Source organism: Parazoarcus sp. PS-13 R2A (genome assembly GCF_057621855.1).
This window is the reverse complement of the sequence record NZ_JBYEXN010000014.1, coordinates 45,814-64,021: the sequence shown is the minus strand read 5'-3', so window position 1 is coordinate 64,021 and position 18,208 is coordinate 45,814. Positions and strand designations below refer to the sequence as shown.

At 65.7% G+C, this 18,208-nt stretch carries 16 protein-coding genes; 11 read left to right on the top strand and 5 right to left on the bottom strand.

The window, feature by feature from the left end; all coding sequences use genetic code 11:
• Positions 1-8 precede the first annotated feature (8 nt).
• Genes AC22G6_RS13975 through AC22G6_RS13965 form a run of 3 tightly spaced genes read right to left on the bottom strand, consistent with a single transcriptional unit; the run spans position 9 to position 2,781 of the window.
• Positions 9-1,421: a sigma-54-dependent transcriptional regulator gene (locus AC22G6_RS13975; protein WP_487367270.1), complete on the bottom strand. Its 1,413-nt coding sequence runs from the start codon at positions 1,419-1,421 to the stop codon at positions 9-11.
• A gap of 31 nt (positions 1,422-1,452) precedes the next feature.
• Positions 1,453-1,863: a CopD family protein gene (locus AC22G6_RS13970; RefSeq protein WP_108949804.1), complete on the bottom strand. Its 411-nt coding sequence runs from the start codon at positions 1,861-1,863 to the stop codon at positions 1,453-1,455.
• A gap of 18 nt (positions 1,864-1,881) precedes the next feature.
• The gene (locus AC22G6_RS13965; RefSeq protein WP_487367269.1) at positions 1,882-2,781 is read right to left on the bottom strand and encodes an NAD-dependent epimerase/dehydratase family protein; all 900 of its coding nucleotides are present in this window, start codon (positions 2,779-2,781) and stop codon (positions 1,882-1,884) included.
• Positions 2,782-2,802: 21 nt separating this feature from the next.
• Here AC22G6_RS13965 and AC22G6_RS13960 point away from each other — a divergent pair, with 21 nt between their 5' ends.
• The 4 genes from AC22G6_RS13960 to AC22G6_RS13945 all read left to right on the top strand — a co-directional run bounded on the left by AC22G6_RS13960 (position 2,803) and on the right by AC22G6_RS13945 (position 9,275).
• Positions 2,803-3,822 (top strand): CDP-6-deoxy-delta-3,4-glucoseen reductase, encoded by a 1,020-nt coding sequence (locus AC22G6_RS13960; protein ID WP_487367268.1) that lies wholly within the window; start codon positions 2,803-2,805, stop codon positions 3,820-3,822.
• 9 nt (positions 3,823-3,831) lie between these two features.
• Positions 3,832-4,968 (top strand): EAL and HDOD domain-containing protein, encoded by a 1,137-nt coding sequence (locus tag AC22G6_RS13955; RefSeq protein WP_487367267.1) that lies wholly within the window; start codon positions 3,832-3,834, stop codon positions 4,966-4,968.
• 85 nt (positions 4,969-5,053) lie between these two features.
• Positions 5,054-7,039 carry an ATP-binding protein gene (locus AC22G6_RS13950; RefSeq protein WP_487367266.1) on the top strand — a complete coding sequence of 662 codons (1,986 nt, stop codon included), beginning with the start codon at positions 5,054-5,056 and terminating at the stop codon, positions 7,037-7,039.
• A gap of 52 nt (positions 7,040-7,091) precedes the next feature.
• The gene (locus tag AC22G6_RS13945; protein WP_487367265.1) at positions 7,092-9,275 is read left to right on the top strand and encodes an EAL domain-containing response regulator; all 2,184 of its coding nucleotides are present in this window, start codon (positions 7,092-7,094) and stop codon (positions 9,273-9,275) included.
• 59 nt (positions 9,276-9,334) lie between these two features.
• Here AC22G6_RS13945 and AC22G6_RS13940 read toward each other — a convergent pair whose 3' ends face one another.
• Both AC22G6_RS13940 and hisN read right to left on the bottom strand, forming a co-directional pair.
• The gene (locus tag AC22G6_RS13940) at positions 9,335-9,643 is read right to left on the bottom strand and encodes a c-type cytochrome (protein ID WP_487367264.1); all 309 of its coding nucleotides are present in this window, start codon (positions 9,641-9,643) and stop codon (positions 9,335-9,337) included.
• A 318-nt stretch (positions 9,644-9,961) separates the two neighbouring features.
• Positions 9,962-10,756, bottom strand: a complete 795-nt coding sequence (gene hisN, locus AC22G6_RS13935; protein WP_487367263.1) for a histidinol-phosphatase — start codon at positions 10,754-10,756, stop codon at positions 9,962-9,964.
• A 132-nt stretch (positions 10,757-10,888) separates the two neighbouring features.
• Between hisN and AC22G6_RS13930 the strand changes: the two genes are divergently transcribed.
• The 7 genes from AC22G6_RS13930 (at position 10,889) to AC22G6_RS13900 (ending at position 18,181) form a co-directional block, all read left to right on the top strand.
• Positions 10,889-11,905 carry an ABC transporter substrate-binding protein gene (locus AC22G6_RS13930; RefSeq protein WP_487367262.1) on the top strand — a complete coding sequence of 339 codons (1,017 nt, stop codon included), beginning with the start codon at positions 10,889-10,891 and terminating at the stop codon, positions 11,903-11,905.
• A gap of 24 nt (positions 11,906-11,929) precedes the next feature.
• Complete coding sequence (locus AC22G6_RS13925) at positions 11,930-12,937, top strand: ABC transporter ATP-binding protein (RefSeq protein WP_487367261.1); 1,008 nt, start codon at positions 11,930-11,932, stop codon at positions 12,935-12,937.
• Entirely contained in the window at positions 12,934-14,583 is a 1,650-nt protein-coding gene (locus AC22G6_RS13920) for an ABC transporter permease subunit (RefSeq protein ID WP_487367260.1), read from the top strand. The genes AC22G6_RS13925 and AC22G6_RS13920 overlap by 4 nt, the downstream gene beginning before the upstream one ends.
• Before the next feature lie 19 nt (positions 14,584-14,602).
• Positions 14,603-15,376 (top strand): DeoR/GlpR family DNA-binding transcription regulator, encoded by a 774-nt coding sequence (locus AC22G6_RS13915; RefSeq protein ID WP_487367259.1) that lies wholly within the window; start codon positions 14,603-14,605, stop codon positions 15,374-15,376.
• Positions 15,377-15,414: 38 nt separating this feature from the next.
• Entirely contained in the window at positions 15,415-16,809 is a 1,395-nt protein-coding gene (locus tag AC22G6_RS13910; RefSeq protein WP_487367258.1) for an ethanolamine ammonia-lyase subunit EutB, read from the top strand.
• Between the two features lie 16 nt (positions 16,810-16,825).
• Positions 16,826-17,653, top strand: coding sequence for an ethanolamine ammonia-lyase subunit EutC (gene eutC, locus AC22G6_RS13905; protein ID WP_487367257.1), 828 nt, complete (start codon positions 16,826-16,828; stop codon positions 17,651-17,653).
• Between the two features lie 258 nt (positions 17,654-17,911).
• Complete coding sequence (locus AC22G6_RS13900; RefSeq protein WP_108971695.1) at positions 17,912-18,181, top strand: high-potential iron-sulfur protein; 270 nt, start codon at positions 17,912-17,914, stop codon at positions 18,179-18,181.
• Positions 18,182-18,208 lie beyond the last annotated feature (27 nt).

Genomic DNA, 18,208 nt, shown 5'->3' with positions numbered 1-18,208 from the left:
TGACGGCGTCAGACTTCGGCAGCCGCAGGACGCGTGTCCTCGCCCCAGTCGGCAAACTTGCGCTCCAGCGTCTTGCGCGACACGCCCAGACGGCGCGCCGCTTCGGACTTGTTGCCGCCGCAGGCTTCGACCACCCGCAGGATGTGGCGCTTCTCCACCACCTCCAGCGGCAGGCTGTCATCGTCTGTGGACGCCGCGGCCGTGCTGGCCGAAGACAGCGACGCGGCGGGAAATGCGCCGAGAATCAGGGAGCGCTCGACGAAGTTGCGCAACTCGCGCACGTTCCCTGGCCATGCATAGGCGGCAAGCCCGCTCACCAGCCCGTGCGACAGCGGCAGCGGCGCAACCCCGAGCTGCAGCGACAGCATCTCCATGAAGTGCCGCATCAGGTCGGGGATGTCCTCCACCCGCTCGCGCAGCGGCGGAATGCGGATATCGACCACCGCCAGGCGGAAGTAGAGGTCCTGGCGGAAACGTCCTGCGGCCACCTCGGCGGCCAGGTCACGGTTGGATGCGGCGATGATGCGCACATCCACCGGGATCTCGCGCTCGGAGCCGACCGGACGCAGCTTGCGCTCCTCGAGCACGCGCAACAGCCGGGTCTGCATCGGCAGTGGCAGCTCGCTGATCTCGTCCAGGAACAGGGTGCCGCCATGGGCGTAATAGAACAGGCCGTTGCGACTCTCGCTCGCGCCGGTGAAGGCCCCTTTCACATGACCGAAAAGCTCGCTCTCGATCAGTTCCGACGAGATCGCCGCGCAATTGAGCGGCACGAAGGGGCGCTGCGCACGCGGGCTGGTCTGATGCAGCGCTCGCGCAACAACCTCCTTGCCGGTCCCGGATTCCCCGAGCAACAGCACCGTACTCGGCGTCTGCCCGACCCGCCGGATCATCGCGCTCAACTGCTGGATGGCCGGCGAATGCCCGACCAGTCCGATGACGTCGGTCGCACGCTCGGCCAGCTCGCGGCGCAGCACGAAGTTTTCACGTGCCAGATGGGCGCGCTCGAAACAGCGCTTGATCGAGTTCAGGATCTGGTCGATGCGGAAGGGCTTAAGGATGAAATCGGACGCGCCGCCGCGCAAAGCGTCGATCGCGGTTTCCATGTCGGCAAAGGCGGTGATGAGGATCACGTCGCCGCCAAAGCCCTGCTCACGCAGCTCGTGCAGCCATTCGATGCCCGACTTGCCCGGCAGGGCGATGTCGAGAATGATCAGATCGAAGTGCAGACGCGCCATCAGTTCGACCGCCTGCTCGACACAGCCCGCGGCTTCCACCATGCCGCAACGGCGCTTGAGCGTGCGCTCGAGGAAGTGGCGCATGCCCTCCTCGTCGTCGACGATCAGCACCGAATGGGCCTGCCAGCTGAACTCGTGCTTGTCCGCCGGCTCCGTTGCCGGCACTGCAGTCTCAGGCTGCATCATGTCTCCTCATCACCTGCGGCTACCCCCTTCAGAACGGCTTGAGCACAACCAGAAACACGACCACCAGCAGCACCACGACGGGAATCTCGTTGAATACCCGGAACCAGACATGGCTCTTCGTGTTCTTGCCAGCCGCAAAGTCGCGCATCAGCTTGCCGCAATAGAGGTGGTAGCCAATGAGGCCCACCACCAGCGCGGTCTTGGCATGCAGCCAGCCGCCGGCAAAACCGTAGCCGAACCACAACCAGAAGCCGAGACCGACGGCCAGAATGCCCAGCGGGGTCATGAAGCGGTAGAGCTTGAATTCCATCAGCGCGAGACGCTCGCGGGTCGCCGCATCCTCGACCATCGCATGGTTGACGAACAGGCGGGGCAGATAGAAAAGACCGGCGAACCAGCTGGTAACAAGAATGATGTGCAGCGCCTTCACGGTAAGCATCGAAAAAACTCCGGACAATCAGGTGGGCAAGGGGGATTGAAGAGCAGAGGACTGGCGCGCCGCCAGCAGGCCGGCACGCACCGTCGGATAACGCAGGTGGGCGCGCAGTTCCCGGGACATGCGGCGATTGCCGATGCGACGCGACTCCGCCATGAACGAAAGCGTCATTGGCGGCAGCCTGAGCGCGATCTCTTCGCGACTCAGACGCTGCGGGCGCGCCAGCCCGAAGGCATCGGCAACGGCATCGAAATATTCGCCCATCTGCAACTCGGTATCGTCGACTGCGTTGTACACCCGGCAACTGCGGCCACGGAACAGGGCCAGCACCGCAAGCCGTGCGAGATCGTCGGCATGGATGTGATTGGTGTAGACATCATCCTCGGCGCGCAACACCGGATCGCCGCGACGGATGCGCTCCAGCGGCAGGCGCTCGCTCGCGTAGATGCCCGGCGCCCGCAGCACGCTGACACCCACGCCGCAGCGACGCCCGAAGGCACGCAACTGGCGTTCGGCATCGACCCTGCGCGCAGCACGTGGCGAACGCGGCCTGGCGGGACGAGTCTCGTCGATATGGGCGCCGCCACAGTCGCCGTAAACCCCTGTCGTGCTTATGTATATGAGGTGCTGTGGTAGACTCGGCCGGCTTGCTAGCGCAGCGAGAAGATGGCGGGTACGGGGATCGGTTTTGCCCTGTGCCGGCGGGGGGGCAAAATGCAGCACGGCGTCGGCAATGCCGGCCAGTCGGGCGAGGCTGCGGCGATCATCGAGATCGGCCAGCACTGGCACCGCACCCAGCCGGCGCATGCCTTCGGCAGCCTCTGTCCGGCGGACAAGGGCGAACACGCGGAACCGCCGCACCAGCCAGGGAATCGCACGCAGGGCGACATCGCCGCATCCGACGACAAGAATTCTTTTCATTCGTACATTATCTCACGCCCCATGCCGTATCAGATTTCGCTCCAGCCCGGTGGCCAGACCTTCTCCGCCGATGCCGACCAGACCATCCTCGAAGCCGCACTCGAGGCCGGCCTGCTGCTGCCCTACAGCTGCCGTGACGGCGCCTGCGGCGCCTGCAAGGGCCGGGTGATCAGCGGCGAATTCGACGTCGACGGCTATTCCGCCAGCGCCCTGTCCGACGCCGAGCGCGAAGCCGGCATGACCCTGTTCTGCCGGACGCGGGCGCACTCGAGCATGGTTCTCGAGGCACGCAACGTCAGCCGTGCGGGCGACATCCCGGTCAAGAAGCTGCCGTGCAGGGTGCAGAAGCTGACCCGGGTCGCGGACGACGTCATCGTGCTCGAGCTCAAGCTGCCGGCCAGCGAGCCATTCCGCTTCAATGCCGGTCAGTATGTGGACATTCTGCTGCCCGATGGCGCGCGCCGCAGCTTCTCGATCGCCAATGCCCCGCACGACAACGGCCACATCGAGCTCCATGTGCGCCTGATCGCGGGCGGCCGCTTCACCGGACAGGTGTTCAGCACCATGAAGGAGCGTGACATCCTGCGCTTCGAGGGACCGCTCGGCAGCTTCTGGCTGCGCGACAGCACACGCCCGATCGTGATGGTGGCCGGGGGCACCGGCTTCGCCCCCATCAAGGGCATGATCGAACACGCCATTCACGCCGGCATCACGCGCCCGATCACGCTTTACTGGGGCGCGCGTCAGCCCGAGGGGCTGTACATGGACGCGCTTGCACGGAGCTGGAGCAAAAGCCTGCCCGGTTTCAGCTATGTCCCGGTGATTTCCGACGGCCTCCCCGACGACGGCTGGGACGGCCGCCGCGGACTCGTGCACGAAGCCGTGCTGGCCGACTTCGCAGATCTGTCCGCCCATGAGGTCTATGCCTGCGGGGCACCGCCGATGATCGACGCAGCGCGCAGCAGTTTCGTGGAGGCACGCGGCCTTGCCGAGGACGCCTTCTTCGCCGACGCTTTCACCTTCGCCACGCAGAACGCCTGAGCCAGGACCATGAACCAGACCACCTTCATTACCCGCGAACCCGTGGTCAACAAGAGCCGGGCGATCACCGCGAACCGCCTGATCGCGCATGGCCCGAATATCGGCGAGGTGGTCGAGACCCTGAATGATCTCGTCGACCAGTGGCCGACCCACCACCCGGTCTTTGTCAGCCTCGGTCGCCTTGTGCCAACACTGGCGCTCATGGACTGGGCTGCGCCGGCGAACGCAATGATCGAGATTCCCGCCCAGGCACTGCCCCATCCGCAGACCCAGGCCCTGCTGCCAAAACTGCAGGAAGCGGGCATCAGCGTCTGTCTGACCTGGTTTTCCAGCGGTACCGTCCTGCCGCCGGGTATCGACTGGCGCTTCGTCCTGATGGATGCACGCAAGCATCCGGCACCCACCGGCTCGCCCGGCCTCAGCATGGCCTGGGGGCTCAAGGATGTACCGGCCTTCCGCCAGGCGGTGGGGGCCGGATACGATGGTGCTTCGGGCTGGTTCTTCCTGCACGGCAACCCACCGGCACAGGAACTCTCGCCCGGCCACGCGCAGATCGTCAGGCTGCTGAACTTGGTGCGCAACAATGGCGAGATCCGCGATATCGAAGCCGTGCTCAAGCAGGACGTCGCACTGTCCTACAAGCTGCTGCGCTATATCAACTCGGCCGGTTTCGGCCTGATGTGCGAGATTCAGTCCTTCCGCCACGCGGTCAGCATTCTCGGTTACTCGAACCTGCACAAGTGGCTTTCTCTGCTGCTGGTTACCGCCAGCCGCGACCCCGGCGCGCCCGCGATGATGCAGACCGCAATCGCCCGCGGACGGCTGATGGAGGAGATCGGCGGCGGCTTTTTCGACAAGTCGGAGCGCGACAATCTCTTCATTACCGGCGCCTTTTCGCTGCTGCACGTCCTGCTGGGCACGTCGATGCAGGCCCTGCTCGACGAGATGCATCTGCCGGCATCGGTAACGGACGCCCTGCTCTCCGACGAGGGCGACTTCGCCCCCTTCCTGAGACTCGCACGCCACTGTGAAAACTTCGATGGCAGCGGTCTGATCAAGGCTGCGGCAGAGCTGCACCTGTCTGCCGAGCAGATCAACCGCGCCCAGCTCGTCGCACTGGGCTTTGCAGACAGCCTGCAAGCCTGATCGCAGCGCGCATTCGTTCACATCCAAGCGTGCGCGCAGGCCCTAGAATGCGCCTCACCGCAGCCAATCCAGTTCGCCCGTATTCATGACCCAGGCTTTGCCCGGACCGTCCAGCCTCCACCCCCTGCCAGAAAGCGGCGCGACCGTGCTGCGCCTGCTCGCAGCCAACTCGCCGAACTGGCCCGAGGTGGCGCTGGTTGCTGCGCGCGACCCGGCCTTGTGTCTGCTGCTGCTGTCGTCCGCACCGCTGGAGCGGGATGAGCTCGAACAAGGGCTGAATACCGCGCTGCGGCACCGGCTGGAAACCCTTGGGCCGGACCTGCTGCGTGCCTGGCTGCTGAGCCAGGGGTACGCCGATATGAGCACGGGCAGTGTGCAGGCGCTGGTGGTGGCTGAATGTGCGCTCCATCTTGCGCTCGAAACCCGTTACCCCAGGCCTGACGAAGCCTATCTGGGAGGACTGTGGCACGCGCTCTTTGCCCGCCCGCGCGAAGCGTGCGCCGCGCCCGGTGCGCTGCAGCTGGACAACGGCCGCCAGCACCTTGCACAGCTCGTCCGCAGCTGCGGCTTGCCCGGCACCCTCGCCGATGCGCTCGAACTTGGCGACCTGCTCGACGAACAATTGCGCGGCGCCCACCCGCTCGTCGGCCTGCTGGCAGCCGCACATCGCCTCGCCGGCGACGGTTGGGAAGAACGCATTCCCCGGATCGAATCCCTGACCGGGTTGCCATCGACAAGCCTCATCAGCCTGCGCTCGGACGTTGGCTACATCGTCGCCGGCCACGCCGCCTATCCGGCCCCGCCGGGCAACGCCACGGCGCTGGTCGCGAGCCGGGGGCTGCCTGCACTGATGGAGGACGAACCGTTTCGGGCCGCCGCCCTGCATGGCCTGATCGTTGCCGGTTTTACCGAGCTCGACCTGGACTCCACCGCCGCGCGGCTGGCAATTGCGTGCCCTCTGCTCGGCCGCTGTGAAATGCCCATCGTGCTGATTCCCAACAATAAGGGAGTGTTGCTGCCGCTGCTCAAGGCCGCACCCGGCTCGGCCGCTGCGTGGCTGCAGGAGCTGTCACTGCGCGAAGACGATGAAGCCAGCTGCGTTTCCCTTGCACTGCGCAGCGGCGAACGCACCAGCTGCTTTCCTGCCAGCAATGCCCCCGGACGCAGCATGGCCGACTGGCATCTGGTGCGCTGGCTCGGGCAACACGGCTTCTGCTGCCAGCCCTTGCAACTCGGGCCGCTGCGCGGCGTGGCACTGATCGGCCTGGCGCACGAACAGGCGCTGAGCGACGCGGCGCACTGGATGATCAAGGAGCTGCTATCTTCAGCCGCCCGCAACATCCTCTCCAGCCAGCGCCAGCACGCCGCCGTCGCCGCCCGCGAAGCCGAACTGCATGCACGCTTCCGTGAGCACGTTCGTCGCATTGCCCACGAAGCTACCAACCCGCTGACCGTGATCAAGAACCGGCTCAGCCTGCTCGTTCAGAGTCATGCCGACGACAGTTCGCTGCAGGAGGACATGAGCCTGCTCAACGCCGAACTGGATCGCATCGGCAATCTGCTGCGTTCGGCGGGCAATCTGCCGCAAGAGAATGCCGAGGCACCGAGCTGTCGCATCGTCGATCTGCTGCATGAAATGCGGGCGTTGTACGCCGACACGCTGTTCGCGCAGCGCGACATACAGTTCGAGCTTCGTGCCGTGGCCGGCACGCCCAGCGTCGCAATGCCGGCATCAGCACTGAAGCAGGTGCTGCTCAACCTGCTGCGCAACGCGTCCGAAGCCTTGCAGCCGGGTAGCCGCCTGTCGCTCTCCTTCGCAGGCCAGATCATCGCCGACGGTCGCGCCTGCGCCGAACTACGCCTGATCGACAACGGCCCCGGGCTTCCGCCCGAGCGTACAGCCAATCTGTTCGCCCCCGCGACCAGTCAGAAAGGGGGACAGCACCAAGGCGTGGGTCTGTCGATCGTGCACGAAATCCTGACGAAATGGCACGCGTCCATACTGTGCCGGAGCCAGCCAGGCAGCGGGACCAGCTTCCAGATCTTCATCCCACTGGAACATTCCGCCTGACTGTTGCATTATCCTGAAAGTGCTACAGCGGATCGCCGCAAACCGGGAGCGCATGGTCATACCGGGAGAACAGCCCTTCTACGCGAGTATTGCCGGGTCGCAACCGGACGCAGACGTCTGCCGCATCCTCGTCGTTGATGACGATGCGTCTCTGCGTCGTACGTTGCCGCTTGTGCTCGCTCGCGAGGGACGCAGCTTCGAAGAGTGCGCCAGCATCGCCGACGCGATTGCTGCACTTGAGCACAAGCACTTCGACCTGATCCTGCTCGACTACCGCCTGCCCGACGCCACCGGCCTCGACCTGCTCGACTGGCTCACCGGTCATGAGCGCGAAGAAGCCGTCATCGTCATCAGTGGCGAGGACGCCATCGATGCCGCGATCGGGGCCTTGCGCGGCGGCGCCGACGACTACGTGCGCAAGCCCTATCATGTCGCCCAGTTGCAGCGTGCGGTCGACAGCACCCTGCACAAGACCACGCTGGAACGGGCCAACCGGACCATGAGCCAGCGCCTGCGGGCGTCGGAACGCCTGCACCGCTTTCTGGTCGAGAGCTCGCCCGACATGATTTTCACCCTCGACCCCGAGGGCCGCTTCAGCTACATCAACCCGCGCGTGCGCCAGATGCTCGGCTACGAGCGGGCCGCGCTGATGCGACGCCCCTTCTCCACCCTGGTCGTGGCGGAAGACGTCGATCGCATCAACAGCCTGATGTTTGCACGCGGCAACACCCCGGGCGAAAGCTTCAACATCGAACTGCGCCTGCGGCGAAATCGCGAAACGCTGGTGGAAGGCGGACCGGAAAGCGCCACGGTATCGCTCACCGGCATTCCGATGCCCGGCAGCGGCGGTCGCACCTCGAACGGCCTTTACGGCGTGGCGCGCGACATCTCGGAGCGCAAGCGCGCCGAAGAGATCATTACCTTTCAGGCCTATCACGACCAGCTGACCCGTTTGCCCAACCGCGTGCTGTTCAAGGACAGACTGGAGCTTGCGATTGCTCAGGCACAGCGTCGCACTGGCGCACTGGCGGTGATGTTCATCGATGTCGACCGCTTCAAGCTGGTAAACGACACCTTCGGACATGCTGAGGGTGATGCCCTGCTGCGCGGCATTGCCGCCCGCCTATCGACGACCCTGCGGCGCGGCGACACCCTCGCTCGCCTCGGCGGCGATGAATTCACCGTCCTGCTTCCCGACATCAACCACCCGGAAGATGCGGAGATCATTGCGCACAAGATCCTTGATGCGCTGGCACCGCCCTTCCGCCTCGACCACGGCGACTTCCGCGCCACGGTCAGCATCGGCATTTCGCTTTTCCCGCGCGACGGTGACACCGCTGAAGACCTGACCCGGCACGCCGATATCGCGATGTACCAAGTGAAGCGCTCGGGCAAGAACGCGTTTCGCTTCTTCGATCCCGAGCTCAACGCGCACTACCGCGAACGCATTGCTCTCGAAAACGATCTCCGGCTTGCGCTCGAGCGCTCGGAGTTCGAGCTCTACTACCAACCACAGGTCAGCATGAAAGCCGCCCGTGTGGTTGGCATGGAGGCGCTGCTGCGCTGGAATCATCCCACCCACGGGCAGATCGGACCGGCCACGTTCATTCCGGTGGCCGAAGAGATGGGGCTGATCGGCGACATCAGCCACTGGGTGCTCGAAGAAGCCTGTGCGCAGCTCGCACGCTGGCGCGCTGACGGCTTTGAAGACCTGCGCATGTCGCTCAATCTTTCACCTCACGATTTCAGCCGCCCGGACATCGTGGACATGGTGACCGAGTGCGTGAGCCGCAATCAGCTGCCGCCGGCACAGGTCGAGCTCGAAATCACCGAAAGCATGATGATGCAGGACACGGCCGGGGTCGCGACCAAGGTCAAGGCAATGCGCGAAGCCGGTCTGAGCGTGGCAATCGACGACTTCGGCACGGGCTATTCGGCGCTGGCCTACCTGCAGAAATTTCCGGTCAGCACGCTCAAGATCGATCGCAGTTTCGTGCGTGACCTCGATGGCCCGTCGACCAATCCGATCATTTCGGCCATCACGGGCATCGCGCGCGGATTCGGGCTCCACCTGATCGCCGAAGGCGTGGAACATGCCGAACAGGCGGAAACCCTGCGCATCCTCGGCTGCGACGTCATGCAGGGCTATCTGTTTGCACGCCCCGGTACTGCGGCACAGGCGACGGGCTGGCTGGAAGTGGCACCACAGCCCGAGCTCGTACACCGACCCGCGTGAAAAAGCCGGCATCAGCCGGCTTTTGATTGCAGCGGGCGGCGAAACCGCCCCGGAAATACTTACTTCTGCGACAGAACCCAAGTCACCAGCGTGGCGGCTTCTTCGGCCGACACTTGCGGGTTGGGGGGCATCGGGATCTGGCCCCAGGCGCCTACACCACCCTTCTGAACCTTGGTAGCGAGCATGGCAGCGGCGTCTTTCTGGCCAGCGTACTTGGCAGCCACGTCCTTGTAAGCCGGACCGACCAGTTTCTTGTCGACAGCATGACAGGCCATGCAGTTCTTGGCCTTCGCCAGATCTGCAGAAGCGAATGCCGGGGCGACAGAAAGGAGACCAGCAGCGACCACAACAGCAACAAGAGCCTTCATGTTGTCTTCCTCTTTATGATGATCTTAAATGCCGCGAGATACTAACCCAAGGGGCAGACCTATGCTACCCAATAAGTCAGAGACACAGTAGCTAAGAGATGCTACGAACTGTCACTTGGTTCCCCTGGCGGCACTGGCGGTTTGCGTTGTCGGCAAGTAGGCACCATGCGAGGGCGCACCGCCTTTGGCAGGCCGACGCAAAGCCCGAATGCCGCACCGGCGCGAACGCGCCATGCGGCAGACGCCACAGATGACGACAGCCCACCACGCGTACAGCGCCGATCGCCCGCCAGTTGCGGGAGCGCCGTGCGCGTCGCCTCAGCCCCCCAGCCCGGCCAGTGCCGCGGCGTGCAATGACGCCGTCGCCGCCGCAACCACGCGACCATCGGAGTCCACGCCAAGCGGCCGACCCTGCCAGTCGGTGATCACCCCGCCTGCCCCTTCGATCACCGGAACGAGGGCCAGGTAGTCGTAAGGCTGCAGACCGGCTTCCACCACCAGATCCACATGGCCGCTGGCGAGCAGGCCATAGCAGTAGCTGTCACCACCGAAACGGCGCAGGGCCGTCCGCCGGCTCAAGGCGTCAAAGCGGGCCCAGTCGGCAGGCTCAAAAGCATCTGGCGAGGTCGTGTAAATGCAGGCCGCGCCCAGCTCGGCACACCCTCGCGTGCGGGCCTGCTGACCGTTGAAGAGCGTCTGTGCACCACCGGCGGCACTCCAGCGCTCGCCGGTGTACGGGATGTCGATGAGCCCGAGCACAGGACGCCCCCGGTGCAGCAGCGCGATCAATGATCCCCACAAGGGCGAGCCGGTGATGAAGCTCTTGGTCCCGTCGATGGGGTCGATCACCCACACATACTCGGCATCCATGTTCTCCCGGCCCTGCTCCTCTCCGAGGATGCCGTGATCCGGAAAGGTCTCGCCGATCAGCGTGCGCAAGGCGGCTTCCACCTCGCGGTCTGCCAACGTCACCGGACTCTCGTCGTCCTTGACGAAGACATCGAGCGGGGTGCGAAAACGTGGCAGGGCGATGCGCCGAGCCTCGTCCGCAAGCCGGTGGGCCAGCGCGACCGCCGTGCTGAGTAAGGACTCGGGGTTGTCGGTGTAAGGCATGATTATTGCTCGGCTCTTGACGTGTAATAGCAAAACTATGCACATTTACCCAAAAATCCACAAGCTTTCTGATTTGAGCGCGTGGTTCACGCACCACCTTGGTTCATCGCGCACACCCTTTTGGAGAAAATGATGAAATCGTCCCGCTTCGCCCTGCGCCCTCTCGCCGCCCTTGCAGCCGCCTTTACTTTCGCGGGCGCCGCCCATGCCGGCACCATCGTGGTCTATACCGCGCTCGAGGAAGACGAGATCAAGGAATATGTTGCCGCTGCCAACAAGGACATGCCCGACCTGGACATCAAGGTTCTGCGCCTGTCCACCGGCGATCTCGGTGCGCGCATCCTGGCCGAGGCCGCCAATCCGCAGCATGACGTGATCTGGGGCTGGGCACTGACCAACATGCTCGACCCGCGCGTGCAGGCACTGGTCGAGCCCTACACCGCCAAGGGCGAGGACAAGCTCGCTGCTGCCAACAAGGCCGCCGACGGCAAGTGGTTCGCCGCCACCGGTTACATGGGTGCGTTCTGTGTGAACACGGAAGTGCTCAAGCGCAAGAACCTGCCCATGCCCACATCCTGGCAGGACCTGAGCAACCCAATCTACAAGGGCGAGGTGGTGATGCCCAACCCGGTCTCCTCGGGCACGGGCTACCTTCAGATCGCCGCCTTGCTGCAGTCCAAGGGCGACGAGGCTGGCTGGACCTTTCTGAAGACGCTCGACGGCAACGTCGCCCAGTACATCAAGTCCGGCTCGCGTCCGTGCAAGGCCGCCCGCGCTGGTGAGTACGCCATCGGAACGTCCCTCGCCTTCGCCGCCATGCAGTCCATCGAGGAAGGCTATCCGCTCAAGATGGTGATCCCCAACGACGGCGCAGGCTATGAGCTCGAGGCCACGGCCCTGATGACCGGCTCGAAGAACACGGCCGATGCCAAGCGCTTCCTCGACTGGACGCTGTCACCCTCGGCCGCCGCGCTCTACACCAAGTACAAGGCGGTCGTGACCATTCCGGGCACCCCTCAGTCCAAGGCCGCCGCCGCTGCCGGCCTGCCCAAGGATCTGAGCAAGGTGCTGTACCCGATGGACTTCGCCAAGTCGGCACTGGACCGCGACACCATCCTGAAGACCTGGCAGACCACCATTGGCCGCTGAAACAGGACACAACGGAAAAGCATCATGGCACTGGAAATACGAGACCTGAACAAGAGCTTCGGCGGCGTACCCGCCCTCGAACGCATCAACCTGACGATCGAGGCCTCCGAGTTCGTCTGCCTGCTCGGCCCCAGCGGCTGCGGCAAGACAACCTTGCTGCGCATCATCGCGGGGCTGCTGGGCGCCGACCGGGGGCGCATCCTGCTCGATGGGCGCGACCTGTCGGCGGTGCCCACTCGCGAGCGTGGCTTCGGGATCGTGTTCCAATCCTACTCCCTGTTTCCAAACCTGACCGTGGCCCAGAATGTGGGTTACGGTCTGTCCATCCGCCGCACGCCCAAGGCCCAGGTCGAGGCGCGTGTGGCGGAACTGCTGTCGACGGTCAAGCTCTCCGAGTTCGCCGGCCGCTACCCGGGCGAACTGTCCGGCGGCCAGCAGCAGCGGGTGGCGATTGCCCGTGCACTGGCGGTCAATCCCGCCCTGCTCCTGCTCGACGAGCCACTCTCGGCTCTGGACGCGCGGGTGCGCGCCGCCTTGCGCGAGGAGTTACGCGAGGTTCAGCGCAGCCTGGGCATTCCGACCCTAATGGTGACCCATGACCAGGAAGAGGCCATGGTGCTCGCCGACAAGGTGGTGTGCATGAACCATGGCCGGATCGAGCAGGTAGGCTCACCGGAGGCGCTCTACCAGCAGCCGAGGACCCGCTTCGTGGCCGAGTTCATGGGTCAGAGCAATCTGCTGCCGCGCGACTGGCTGCAACAGGTCGAGCCCGCCCTGGCGGCCACCGCACCGACCGAACTGGGTGAAGCCGCTCTGGCCTGCGTGCGCCCCGAAGCCTTGACCGTGACGGCTGCAACCGATGGCCACGCGCGCGTGCTCGATCAGTTGTTCCTGGGCAACTTCAAGCGCCTGCGCCTGGACTGGCTCGGCCGCACCCTGCTGGCCGAAGTCCCGGCCCACACACCCCTGCGCCCGGGCGATGCCGCCCGGGTCGCCATCGCACCCCACGCCTGCGCCTGGATTGCCCCATGAGTGCCGCCGCCCAAATCCCCCTGATGCCGGCAGACCGCTGGCTGCTGCGGGTCAGCCTGTGGATCCCCCTGGGTGCGCTGTTGCTGTTTTTCGCCCTGCCCATGCTCTACATCGGCGCGCGCAGCTTCATGATCGACGGCGGTGGCGTCGGTCTGGGCAACTACCTGGCCCTGCTCGACACCCCTGGCGTCTGGCGCGCCACACTCAACAGCCTGTGGCTGGGACTCGCCACCACGGTGGTCACTCTGGTGCTGGCCTTCTTCCTCGCCTACGGGCTGGAGCGCACCTGCATGGCCGGCAAGCGCTTCGTCGGCCTGTGCCTGAGCCTGCCCATGCTGGCTCCCTCGCTGGTGCTTGGCCTGGGCCTGATCTTCATCCTCGGGCGCAACGGCATCGTCGGCAAGGTGCTGGACATCCGCCCCGAGATGTACGGCTTCTGGGGCCTGCTGATCGCCGACGTGCTCTACGCCCTGCCCCAGGCGGTGATGATCCTGCGCGTCGCCCTGTCCCAGGCCGATGCCCGCCAGTACGAAGCCGCCGAGGTGCTCGGCGCGAGCCCCTGGCGCCAGTTCATGGATCTGACCCTGCCGGGCCTGCGCTACGGCCTGCTCAGCGCCGGCCTCGTGGTGTTCACCATCACCATCACCGACTTCGGTAACGCGGTGGTCATCGGCGGCGATTATTCGGTTCTCGCCACCGAGATCTACAACCAGGTCAGCGGTCAGGTGCGGTTCGGCATGGGCGCGGTGGTCGGCCTGTTGCTGCTGCTGCCAGCCGCCCTGTCGGTCTGGATCGAGCGCGTCGCCGCCCGCCGCCAGGCCGGCATTGGCGCCGAGTCGGCCAGTCCGCCTCAGCCGGTGCGCGCCCCCGCGCGCGACGCCGCCTACACGGTGATCGGCATCGGCATTGCAGCAAGCATCTTCTTCGTGGTCGCCACGGTGGTGGTCGCCGGCTTCATCCGCCTGTGGCCCTACCGTCTCGACTTCACCCTGAAGCATTACGACATCACCGTATCGGGAGGCTACGACAGCCTGTGGACCTCGCTGGCCGTGTCGCTGCTGGCAGCCGCCGTAGGCGCCGCGCTCCTGTTCCTGCTGAGCTTCTCGGTGCGCCGCCTTGGCGGCTGGTCAGCCCGGCTGGTGACCCTGCTCGCGGCCTTGCCGGTGGGAGTTCCGGGGCTGGTGCTCGGCCTTGGCTACGTGTTCGCCTTCAACGCGCCGGACATGCCGTGGACGGTGTTTTACGGTACCGTGTGGCTGCTCGCCATGTGCAACTTCTACCACTATCACACCCAAGGCTACGTCACCATGATGACCGGTCTGCGCAACGTGCCGTCGGCGCTCGAGGACGCAGTGGGCGTGCTCGGCGGAGGCACCGTGCGCCTGCTGCGCGACGTGTATCTGCCCGCGGCGCGCAACACCTTGTGGACCGTTGCGGCCTTCCTCTTCATGCGTTCGATGGTGACGCTCTCGGCGGTGATTTTCCTGATCACGCCCACGCTGTCGCTGTCGGCGGTGACCGTGATGCGCCTGGATGAGGCCGGCTTCACCTCGCAGGCGGCAGCCTTCTCGTCGCTGATCATGCTGGTGGTGGGCACCGTATCGCTGGGTCTGCACCTCGCCAACCGCCGCGCCAGCGGCCACTGAACCATCACCCGGATCGATCATGCTTCAGGAAGAACGCTATCAACGCATCCGCGCCCTGCTCGCCAGCTTCACCCGCCTCAGCGCCGAACGCATCGCCAAGGATCTGGGCGTGTCGCGCGAGACCACGCGGCGCGATCTGGTCGCGCTGGAAGCCCTCGGCGAACTGCGCCGCATCCATGGTGGCGTGGTGCTCAACCAGCCCGAGGCCGAACCGCCGTTCGAGCGCCGTCTCAAGAGCCATCACCGGGAAAAGCGCGCCATTGCCAAGGCCGCGGTGCGCCTGCTCAAGAGCGGCCACACGGTGTTTCTCGACGCCGGCTCCACCACCCTGATCATGACCGAGGAACTGGTCTCTTTGAGCGGGCTGACCGTCCTCACCAACGGCCTGGAGATCGCCACCCGGATGGCTGCCGCCGGCGGCGCTGAGCGCGGCAATCGGGTCATCGTGCTCGGCGGCGAGCTGATGCGCGGCGTCCCGGCAACCTGCGGCGCGGCCACCGTGGCCGAGATCGGACGCTACCGCGCCGACCTGGCCCTGCTCTCGCCGGTGGGGGTGCACCCGTCCGAGGGCGCGAGCGATTTCGATCTGGACGAAGCTGCCGTGGCCCAGGCCATGTGCGATGCCGCAGAGCGCCGGATCATCCTCGCCGATCACAGCAAGATCGGCATGCGCAGCCGGCGCTGCTTCTGCCCGGCGAAACGGATCGACGTGCTGGTGACCAATCAGGCCGCCCGAAAGCACGCCGAGTTCGCGGGTTTCGCCGACACCGGCATCGAGGTCGTGCTCGCATGAGCACGCAACACCCGCCCATGCCCTGACGAGAAACAACCATGGCTTATCGACACACCGTTGCCGGCCACACCTGGCAGTTTGCCGACCTCAAGGCCCTGATGGCCAAGGCCAGCCCGCTGCGCTCGGGCGACGTCCTCGCCGGCCTGGCGGCCGACACCGCCGTCGAACGCATGGCCGCGCGCCTGTGCCTCGCCGAGGTGCCACTGCGCCGCTTCCTCGACGAGGCCCTGATCCCCTACGAGACAGACGAGATCACGCGGCTGATCATCGATCGCCACGACCCTGCCGCCTTCGCCCCCATCGCGCACCTCGATGTCGCTGGCCTGCGCGACTGGCTGCTGGCCGAATCCACCGACACCGAGGCACTGACCCGGGTACAGGCCGGACTCACCCCGGAGATGGTGGCTGCCGTCAGCAAGCTCATGCGCAACCAGGACCTGATCCTGGTGGCGAAGAAATGCCGGGTGATCACGCGCTTTCGCAACACCATCGGCCTGCCCGGCCGGATGGCGGTGCGTCTGCAGCCCAATCATCCGACCGACGACCTGCGCGGCATCGCCGCGAGCATCGTCGACGGCCTGCTCTACGGTGCCGGCGACGCAGTGATCGGCATCAATCCCGCCAGCGACAGCCTGCCCCTGCTCACCCGCCTCAACCACATGCTCGACGAGGTCATCGCCACCCTGGACATCCCCACTCAAAGCTGCGTGCTGACGCATGTGACCAACACGCTCGGGATGATCGAGGGCGGTGCGCCAGTGGATCTGGTGTTCCAGTCCATCGCCGGCACCGAACAGGCCAATGCCGGCTTCGGCATCGACCTGTCGCTCCTGCGCGAAGCGCGCGAAGCCGCACTGAGCCTCGGGCGTGGCACCGTGGGCGAGAACGTCATGTACTTCGAGACCGGCCAGGGCAGCGCCCTGTCTGCCAATGCCCATCACGGCGTCGACCAGCAGACCTGCGAGGCACGCGCCTACGCCGTGGCCCGCGAGTTCAAGCCTTTGCTGACCAACACCGTGGTCGGCTTCATTGGCCCGGAATACCTCTACGACGGCAAGCAGATCATCCGCGCCGGACTGGAGGATCATTTCTGCGGCAAGTTGCTGGGCGTGCCCCTGGGCTGCGACGTGTGCTACACCAACCACGCCGAGGCCGACCAGGACGACATGGACACCCTGCTGACCTTGCTGGGCGTGGCCGGGGTGAACTTCATCATGGGGGTGCCGGGCGCCGACGACATCATGCTCAACTACCAGAGCACCTCCTTTCACGATGCCCTCTACGTGCGCGAGGTGCTCGGCCTGAAGCGTGCCCCCGAGTTCGAAAGCTGGCTCGCCGCCGCGGGCCTGACCAACGCCGACGGCCGCCTGCTCCCGGCTGCGGCCGACCCGGCGCTGCTGGGCACCATGCAGCGCCTGCGCCTGCTGCCCTGATCCACCGGAGACTCTCATGGCATCGAAGGACATCGACCCGCGCCACGACACCGCACCCGAGCGCGTCGCCCAGGACCCGTGGTCCGGGCTGCGCCGCTACACCGCCGCACGCCTCGCCCTCGGCCGGAGCGGCGCCAGCCTGCCCACGCGTGAAGTGCTCGGCTTCGGTCTTGCCCACGCCCAGGCCCGGGACGCAGTGCACCTGCCGCTCGACCTCGCCGCCCTGGCCGAAGGCCTTACGCAACGCGGCCTCGCCTCGGTAACGGTCGCCAGCCAGGCGACGGACCGCGCGGCCTATCTGCTGCGCCCCGACCTGGGCCGCCGGCTCGATCCGGCCGACGCGAAACGGCTGGCCGAACGCAAGGATGCGCCCTTCGAACTGCTGCTGGTCATCGCCGACGGGCTATCCTCCATGGCCATCGAGCGCCATGCCCTGCCACTGGTGGACGCCATCTGCGCAAGCCGGCCCGAGGGCTGGTGTCTCGGCCCTGTGGTCCTCGCCCGACAGGCGCGGGTGGGACTCGGCGACGAGATCGGTGCCGCGCTGCACGCACCGATGGTCGCCGTGCTGGTGGGCGAGCGCCCCGGGCTGAGCGCACCGGACAGCCTCGGCATCTACCTGACCCTGGGCCCACGCCCCGGATGCATGGATGCCGAACGCAACTGCATCTCGAACGTACGTCCAGCGGGCCTCGCCTACCCGGCGGCCGCGCGCAAGCTGTGGTGGCTGTGTCAGGCCGGTCGCCAGCTCGGCCAGACTGGCGTAGCCCTGAAAGACAACAGCGACGCCGCCCCCCTCGCGGGCCCCGGCACCCCCGACGCCCTGACCGAACCGGACGCCTGAATCCAGGCCCCCTGCGCCCGCATCGTGTCTTCAGCTGGAGCAGGGGGGGTTGTTCGCAAGACCGCCGCTCGGCACAAAGCGGATACAGGACGTACAAGCAATCGAATCAATGGCTGGATAAAAAAGCCATATTAGCTTTCGATTATTTATTCTTGGAGGAGTGGCATACTATTCGCCCTGCGGTAACGGAATGGCACCCGCATATCCCGGAGCGAAGGTTCGGTCCTGGGTGGAGCGTTTTCAAATCAAGGAGGGAATATGTCTGACAGCATCAACCAAACCCGTCGCACGTTCATGAAGGCCAGCGGCGCAGTCGTGGCCATGATTCCGGTCGTTGCTTTCGCAGCCAAGAACGACGCAATGCGTACCAGCATGAAGTACGTCGACAAGTCGACCGACGCGGCCAAGGTTTGCTCGGGCTGCATGCACTTCGTAGCCGGCTCTCCGCTGGGCGGCTGTAAGCTGTTCGCGGGCGACACGGAAGTGAACCCGAACGGCACCTGTGTTGCCTGGGCCAAGAAGCCCTGATCCTCGATCAGTCGAGGATCAAACGGG

Excerpts from the sequence above, each read along its gene's own strand:
- AC22G6_RS13940 (WP_487367264.1), bottom strand. The coding sequence starts at position 9,643 with ATGAAGGCTCTTGTTGCTGTTGTGGTCGCTGCTGGTCTCCTTTCTGTC.
- AC22G6_RS13960 (WP_487367268.1), top strand. The coding sequence starts at position 2,803 with ATGCCGTATCAGATTTCGCTCCAGCCCGGTGGCCAGACCTTCTCCGCC.
- AC22G6_RS13910 (WP_487367258.1), top strand. The coding sequence starts at position 15,415 with ATGGCTTATCGACACACCGTTGCCGGCCACACCTGGCAGTTTGCCGAC.
- AC22G6_RS13950 (WP_487367266.1), top strand. The coding sequence starts at position 5,054 with ATGACCCAGGCTTTGCCCGGACCGTCCAGCCTCCACCCCCTGCCAGAA.
- AC22G6_RS13970 (WP_108949804.1), bottom strand. The coding sequence starts at position 1,863 with ATGCTTACCGTGAAGGCGCTGCACATCATTCTTGTTACCAGCTGGTTC.
- AC22G6_RS13955 (WP_487367267.1), top strand. The coding sequence starts at position 3,832 with ATGAACCAGACCACCTTCATTACCCGCGAACCCGTGGTCAACAAGAGC.
- AC22G6_RS13945 (WP_487367265.1), top strand. The coding sequence starts at position 7,092 with ATGGTCATACCGGGAGAACAGCCCTTCTACGCGAGTATTGCCGGGTCG.
- AC22G6_RS13930 (WP_487367262.1), top strand. The coding sequence starts at position 10,889 with ATGAAATCGTCCCGCTTCGCCCTGCGCCCTCTCGCCGCCCTTGCAGCC.
- hisN (WP_487367263.1), bottom strand. The coding sequence starts at position 10,756 with ATGCCTTACACCGACAACCCCGAGTCCTTACTCAGCACGGCGGTCGCG.
- AC22G6_RS13920 (WP_487367260.1), top strand. The coding sequence starts at position 12,934 with ATGAGTGCCGCCGCCCAAATCCCCCTGATGCCGGCAGACCGCTGGCTG.
- AC22G6_RS13975 (WP_487367270.1), bottom strand. The coding sequence starts at position 1,421 with ATGCAGCCTGAGACTGCAGTGCCGGCAACGGAGCCGGCGGACAAGCAC.
- AC22G6_RS13925 (WP_487367261.1), top strand. The coding sequence starts at position 11,930 with ATGGCACTGGAAATACGAGACCTGAACAAGAGCTTCGGCGGCGTACCC.
- AC22G6_RS13915 (WP_487367259.1), top strand. The coding sequence starts at position 14,603 with ATGCTTCAGGAAGAACGCTATCAACGCATCCGCGCCCTGCTCGCCAGC.
- AC22G6_RS13900 (WP_108971695.1), top strand. The coding sequence starts at position 17,912 with ATGTCTGACAGCATCAACCAAACCCGTCGCACGTTCATGAAGGCCAGC.
- eutC (WP_487367257.1), top strand. The coding sequence starts at position 16,826 with ATGGCATCGAAGGACATCGACCCGCGCCACGACACCGCACCCGAGCGC.
- AC22G6_RS13965 (WP_487367269.1), bottom strand. The coding sequence starts at position 2,781 with ATGAAAAGAATTCTTGTCGTCGGATGCGGCGATGTCGCCCTGCGTGCG.